4 protein-coding genes and 2 pseudogenes are annotated in these 6,567 nt (G+C 65.1%); 1 reads left to right on the forward strand and 5 read right to left on the reverse strand.

Features of this window, described 5'->3' with window-relative positions; translation table 11 throughout:
* The 5 genes and pseudogenes from MOV75_RS23070 to pimA all read right to left on the reverse strand — a co-directional run.
* Positions 1-1,125: glycerol kinase GlpK (locus MOV75_RS23070; RefSeq protein ID WP_247006673.1), on the reverse strand; the 1,125-nt coding region annotated here is incomplete at its 3' end.
* Positions 1,126-1,353: 228 nt separating this feature from the next.
* Entirely contained in the window at positions 1,354-2,127 is a 774-nt protein-coding gene (locus tag MOV75_RS23075) for an SDR family NAD(P)-dependent oxidoreductase (RefSeq protein WP_246928328.1), read from the reverse strand.
* 124 nt (positions 2,128-2,251) lie between these two features.
* Entirely contained in the window at positions 2,252-3,394 is a 1,143-nt protein-coding gene (pimD, locus tag MOV75_RS23080) for a pimeloyl-CoA dehydrogenase small subunit (RefSeq protein ID WP_246928326.1), read from the reverse strand.
* 129 nt (positions 3,395-3,523) lie between these two features.
* Complete coding sequence (pimC, locus tag MOV75_RS23085; protein ID WP_246928324.1) at positions 3,524-4,714, reverse strand: pimeloyl-CoA dehydrogenase large subunit; 1,191 nt, start codon at positions 4,712-4,714, stop codon at positions 3,524-3,526.
* A 25-nt stretch (positions 4,715-4,739) separates the two neighbouring features.
* Positions 4,740-6,155 (reverse strand): annotated as a pseudogene (gene pimA / locus MOV75_RS23090) (dicarboxylate--CoA ligase PimA); the annotation flags it as partial.
* On the opposite strand from pimA, the pseudogene MOV75_RS23095 reads away from it, so the two are divergent.
* Positions 6,149-6,567 (forward strand): annotated as a pseudogene (locus tag MOV75_RS23095) (amidase family protein); the annotation flags it as partial. The pseudogenes pimA and MOV75_RS23095 overlap by 7 nt on opposite strands.

Genomic DNA, 6,567 nt, shown 5'->3' on the forward strand with positions numbered 1-6,567 from the left:
GTGCGCGAGCTCGGCCGGGCCAGTGTTGCGGGTGAGGCCGAACAGCGCGCCGCGGACGCGCGGATTCCAGTAGGGCGCGCCCATGCCGACGAAGGCGGGGACGAGATAGACGCTCTGCATGGAGTCCGACTGATCAGCAAGAGGTCCGGTCTCGGCGGCGTGCTTGATGATGCCGAGGCCGTCGCGCAGCCATTGCACCGCCGAGCCGGCGACGAAGATCGAGCCTTCGAGCGCATAGGTGCGCTTGCCGTCGAGCTGATAGGCGACGGTGGTGAGCAGCTTGTTCTTCGACACCACAGGCGTGGTGCCGGTGTTGAGCAGCGCGAAGCATCCGGTGCCGTAGGTCGACTTCATCATGCCCGGACGGAAGCAGGCCTGGCCGATGGTCGCGGCCTGCTGGTCGCCGGCGATGCCCGAGATGGCAATCGCGCCGCCGAACAGATCGGGCGCGCTCTCGCCGAAGCGGGCGGAAGAGTCCTTCACCTCGGGTAGCATCGAGCGCGGCACGCCGATGATCTCCAGCAGTTCGTCGTCCCACTGGCCGGTGTGGATGTTGAACAGCAGCGTGCGCGAGGCGTTGGTGGCATCGGTGGCGTGCACCTTGCCGCCGGTGAGGCGCCAGAGCAGATAGCAGTCGACGGTGCCGAACATCAATTCGCCGCGCGCGGCGCGCGCCCGCGCGCCGGGAACGTGGTCGAGGATCCAGGCGACCTTGGTGCCGGAAAAATAGGGATCGATGATCAGGCCGGTCTTTTGCGAGATCACGGGCTCGCGGCCGTCTGCCTTGAGTTTCGCGCAGATGTCGGCGGTGCGGCGGTCCTGCCAGACGATGGCGCGGTGCACGGCCTGCCCCGTCGCGCGGTCCCACACCACGGTGGTCTCGCGCTGATTGGTGATGCCGATCGCGGCGATATCCTTTGCGCTGATGCCAGCCTGCTCGATCGCCTCGCGGCACACCATCACGGTCGAGGTCCAGATGTCCTCCGGCTCATGCTCGACCCAGCCCGAGGCGGGAAAATGCTGCGGGAATTCCTGCTGCGCTTTGGCGGCGATGGAAATATCGCCGCGAAACACGATCGCGCGCGAAGAGGTGGTGCCCTGGTCGATGGCGAGGACGAAAGACATGGCGGCTACCTTGGCGTTTAGCTTGGCGTTTCCCCGGAGGGAGTCATTGTGTCGCGCCAAAGGGAGCGGATTGGAGGCGGAAGGTCAAGGTTGGTCTCGGTCTCGTGCCCCGGACGCAGCGCAGCGCCTTGGCGGTGCGCTGCTGTGCCGGGGCCCAATGCCAGGGCTGCTGGGTCCCGGCTCAGCATAGCAGCGTTTCGCGCTGCTATGCGTCCGGGACACGACCCGCTACACCGCCGCCGTCGTCACGCCGCCGTCGATGACTATGGTCTGTCCCGTCATGAAGGTCGACGCATCCGAGGCGAGGTAGGCGACTGCACCGGCGATTTCGTCGGGTTCGCCGATGCGGCGCAGCGGCGTGGTGGCGGTGCGGCGCTTCAGCATGGCCTCGTCCTCCCATAGCGCGCGGGCGAAATCGGTCTTGACGAGACCGGGCGCGATGCAGTTGACGCGAACGCCTTTCGGGCCCCATTCGCCGGCGAGCGAGCGGCACAGCGCGAAGTCGGCCGCCTTCGAGATGCCGTAGGCGCCGATCACGGTGGAGCCGCGCAAGCCGCCGATCGAGGAGATGATGATGACGGAGCCGTTCCCACGCTCGGCCATTTGCGGGATCGCCAGCGCGGAGAGCCAGATGTTGCTCTTGACGTTCGAGCCCATGATCTTGTCGAAGGCTTCATCCGTGATGTCGAGCAGCGGGCCGTAATAGGGATTCACTGCGGCGTTGCAGACGAGGATGTCGACCTTGCCGTAATGCTTGGTCGCACCTGCGATCAGCGCCTCGACCTCGGCCTTGCGCGCGATGTTGCAGGGGATGACGGCGGCATCGCCGCCGGCCGCGATGATGCCGTCGGCGACCTCCTTGCAGGCATCCGCCTTGCGCGAGGACACCACGACCTTGGCGCCGAGCTTTGCCAGGAGTTCGGCGGAGGAGCGGCCGATGCCGCGGCTGGAGCCGGTGACCACGGCGACCTTGCCGGTGAGATCGAACGGGGTGTTTTTCATTGTTGTTGCCTCGATGCTTCAACGGCCTCCATTGCGAGGAGCTCTTGCGACGAAGCAATCCAGAGATGTCGCCGCGGAGACAGTCTGGATTGCTTCGCTACGTTCGCAATGACGGTGGAGAGACTCAGATCAACCCGCCCGCGTCCGCGACGCGGCGCTGGTGGTAGTCGGTGTCGCCGAAGCTGTTCTCGATCATGGTGAGGCGCTTGAAGTAGTGGCCGATCTTGGCCTCCATGGTCATGCCGATGCCGCCGTGCAGCTGGATCGCCTGCTGTCCCACGAACTTCAGCGACTTGCCGATCTGCACCTTGGCTGCCGCGACGGCGTTGGCGCGCTCTTGGGCGCTCTCGAAATCGCTCGCCATGGTCGCGAACATCGACATCGAGCGCGCCTGTTCGGCGGCGACGAACATGTCGGAGGCGCGGTGCTGCAGCGACTGGAACGAGCCGATCGCGACGCCGAACTGCTTTCGGGTCTTGATGTACTCGACGGTAGTCTTGAGTGACTCGTCCATCAAGCCGACTGCCTCGGCGCAGAGCGCGATGCGGGCCTCATCCACCACGCGCTCGATCAGCGCGAGCGAATCCTCGGGATTGCCGAGCACCGCATCGGGGCCGGTTTCGACGCCGGTGAAGGTGATGTCGGCGGCATGCAGGCCGTCCTGGGTCGGGTAGGACTTCTTGGTCACGCCCTTGGCATTGGCAGGGACCAGGAACACGCCGATGCCGGGCTTGTCACGGCGGTCGCCCTTGGTGCGCGCGGTGACGACAAGCGTGTCGGCGTTCTCGCCGTTGAGCACGACGAACTTCTCGCCGTCGATGACCCAGCCGTCGCCCTTCTTCTTCGCCGTCGTGGTGACGTCGAACAGATCGTAGCGGGAGTTCTTCTCGAGCTGGGCAAAGGCGAGCGTCTTGCTGCCGTCGATGATGCCGGGCAGATGCGCGGCTTTCTGCGCATCGGTGCCGGCATGGCGCAGGAAGCCGCCACCGATCACGACCGTTGCGAGATAGGGCTCGAGCACCAGCGCCTTGCCGAGCGCCTCCATCACGATCATGGTCTCGACGCCGCCACCGCCGAAGCCGCCATCGGCTTCCGCGAAGGGCAGGCCGAGCAGACCTTGCTCGGCGAGCTTGAGCCAGACGGCTTTGCTCCAGCCGCCCTTCTCCTTCATGTATTTCTTGCGCTGCTCGAAATCGTAGGAATCGGTCAGCAGGCCGTCGATGCTTTCCTTGAGAAGCCGCTGCTCCTCGTTCAGATCAAAATCCATTTCTTTGGTTCCTCGTACCCGAAATTCTTGCTTCGTCATCCCGGGCGCGCGTAGCGCGAGCCCGGGATCCATACTCCCGGTCGTGGTTGTGGATTCCGGGCTCGCGCTACGCGCGCCCCGGAATGACGCCTAAAGCCCCAGCACCGCCTTGGCGATGATGTTGCGCTGGATCTCGTTGGAGCCGCCGTAGATCGAGACCTTGCGGTTGTTGAAGTAACTTGGCGCGATCTGGGCGGTCCAGTCCATGGCTTCGTTCGAGCCGTCGTCGCCGTGCACATCATAAGGCGCGGCGAACGGGCCGATCACTTCCATGAGCAGCTCGGTGGTGGTCTGCTGGATCTCGGAGCCCTTGATCTTCAGCACCGAGGAGGCCGGATTGGGCTTGCCCTTGCCGTGCTTGCCTTCGTCGGCGACGACGCGGAGCTGGGTGAGTTCGAGCGCCTTCAGCTCGATCTCGCAGGCCGCCAGCTTCTCGCGGAACGCCGCGTCCTGGATGATCGGCTTGCCGGCGGATTCGACCTTGCCGGCGAGATCGCGGATGCGGCGCAGCCGCTCCTTGGAGACGCCGACGCGGGCGATGCCGGTGCGCTCGTTGCCGAGCAGGAATTTTGCGTAGTCCCAGCCCTTGTTCTCCTCGCCGATCAGATTCTCGACGGGCACCTCGACGTCGTCGAAGAACACTTCGTTGACCTCATGGCCGCCGTCGATGGTCTGGATCGGGCGCACCGTGACGCCCTTCGACTTCATCGAGAACACGATGAAGGAGATGCCCATCTGCTTCTTCGCATTGTTGTCGGTGCGGCACAGGCAGAAGATCATGTCGGCGTGCTGGGCAAGCGTCGTCCAGGTCTTCTGGCCGTTGATGATCCATTTGTCGCCCTTGCGCTCGGCCTTGGTCTTGAGCGAGGCAAGGTCAGAACCGGAGCCGGGCTCGGAGAAGCCCTGGCACCACCAATCGTCGACATTGGCGATGCGCGGCAGATATTGCTTCTTCTGCTCCTCATTGCCGAAGGTGTAGATGACAGGGCCGACCATGCTGACGCCGAAGGCGAGCGGCTGCGGCGCCGGATAGGACTGCAGCTCCTCGTTGAAGATATAGTGCTGCACGGAGGTCCAGCCCGTGCCGCCATATTGCTTGGGCCAGTGGCTGACGCCCCAACCCTTCTTGTTGAGGATGCGCCACCACGTCACCATCTCGTCCTTCGAGAGGTGGCGGCCCTCCACCAGCTTGCGCCGCGTATCCGGCGGCACGTTGTCGCGGAAGAATGATCGCACTTCCTCGCGAAACGCCTGCTCTTCTTTCGTGAATGCGAGATCCATCGGATCCTCCTGTGAACCTACTTCTCTATGATTTGGATTGTGCCGGTTTCTGCTGCTGGCGCAATTCGTGGCGCGACAATTTTCCGACCGGCGTACGCGGCAGATCGTCGACGAATTCGACCGCGGCCGGTAGTTCATGCTTGCCGAGTTTGCCGGCCAGTTGCGCACGCAGCTCGTCGAGCGAGAGCGGCTTTGCGTCCGGCTTCAGCTTGATGAAGGCCTTTGCGGCCTCGCCGCGATAGGGGTCGGGAATGCCGAGCACGATCACCTCGTGCACGCCCGGTATGGCGTAGATCGCCTGCTCGATCATCTGCGGATAGACGTTGAAGCCGCCGGAGATGATCATGTCCTTCTTGCGGTCGACCAGGAAGAAGTAGCCGTCGGTGTCGACATGGCCGATGTCGCCGGTGAGGAAGCGGCCGTCGACGAAGGCCTCCGCGGAGCCCTCTGGCTTGTTCCAGTATCCCTTGGTGACATTCGGGCCCTTGATGCGGATCTCGCCGACTTCGCCCGGCGGCAGCACGCGCTTGGGATCGTCGAGCGCGACGACATCGAGCTCGATGCCGGGCAGCGTCAGGCCGATCGAGCCGGGCTTCTCCGGCCCCGTGGGCGGATGACCGGTGCCGGGCGAGCAGGTCTCGGTCATGCCCCAGCCGCTGCGCAGCTTCTTGCCGACCTTGCGTTCGAAGAAATTCGCGATCTCCACCGGCAGCGGCGCGCCGCCGGAGCCGATGACAGCGAGCGAGGAGAAGTCGCGCTTGTCGAGATCAGGCAGCGCGGCGATCGCGATCCACATCGTCGGCACGCCCGGAAAGTACGTCGCGCGCTTGACCTCGATGTCGCGCATGACCGCTTCGACGTCGAAGCGCTGATGCAGCGAGATCAGATTGCCGCGGCTGAGCGAGGAGAGCAGCACCACAGTGAGCGCATAGATGTGAAACAGCGGCAGGACGCAGATCACGCGTTCGATCACGTCGCCGCGCGCGGCGCGCGACGGCTTGCCCCAGACGTCGTAGATCGACACTGCGGAGGTGAGATTGCCGTGCGTCAGCATCGCGCCCTTGGGCAGGCCGGTGGTGCCGCCGGTATATTGCAGCAGCGCGACGTCGTCGGCCGTCACGGCGGGCCATTCTGCCGGCGCGGTCGCGCCCTCGACGAAGGCCTTGAAGGTCACGATGCGCGGATCATTGGGAATCGCCGCCTGCGGCGTGCCGACCTTGCCCCAATGATCGTCCTCGCAGACGACGAGGCGATCGATCAGCCCCTTTTCCAGGAATTTCAGTGCGGTCGGCAGCAGCGCCGCGAGATTGGACGTGACCAGCAGGCGCGAGCCGGAATCGGCGATCTTGTGGGTCAGCGCGATCTCGCCGTCGAGCGGCGACAGATGCGCAATGCGGGCGCCCGCTTTCAGCGTGCCGAAGAAATTGACGGGGTGATCCGGCGCTGCCGGAGCGCCCGATCGGGCCGCAGATCATGGCGGTCTCGGGTCCGCTGGCGCGCACGGTCAACGACATCAGGATCTCGCTCGAAGCCATGTCGGCCCGCGACATCCGCGACCCCTGGTTCGTGCCGGTGCCGCTGCAAGGTCCCGTGCGGGAAAAGCGCGCCGCGCTTTGCCTCAATCCGGGCGGACTTGCCACCACGCCGGAGGTGAAGGATGCGGTGAGCGATGCCGGCAAGCGGCTGGAGCGCGCGGGCTGGACCGTTGATGTGATCGAGGACACGCCGCCGATGCGCGAGGCGGTGGAGTGGCAGATCAAGCTCTGGCTCGGCGACGGTTATGAGGCGCAGCTGGAAATGGCCGAGCGCGAGGGCGATCCCGGCGCGCTGGCGTGCCTGCGCGGCAACCGCAG

This window comes from Bradyrhizobium sp. PRIMUS42 (assembly GCF_023006515.1).
Lineage (GTDB): Bacteria > Pseudomonadota > Alphaproteobacteria > Rhizobiales > Xanthobacteraceae > Bradyrhizobium.

Excerpts from the sequence above, each read along its gene's own strand:
- MOV75_RS23075 (WP_246928328.1), bottom strand. The coding sequence starts at position 2,127 with ATGAAAAACACCCCGTTCGATCTCACCGGCAAGGTCGCCGTGGTCACC.
- pimD (WP_246928326.1), bottom strand. The coding sequence starts at position 3,394 with ATGGATTTTGATCTGAACGAGGAGCAGCGGCTTCTCAAGGAAAGCATC.
- pimC (WP_246928324.1), bottom strand. The coding sequence starts at position 4,714 with ATGGATCTCGCATTCACGAAAGAAGAGCAGGCGTTTCGCGAGGAAGTG.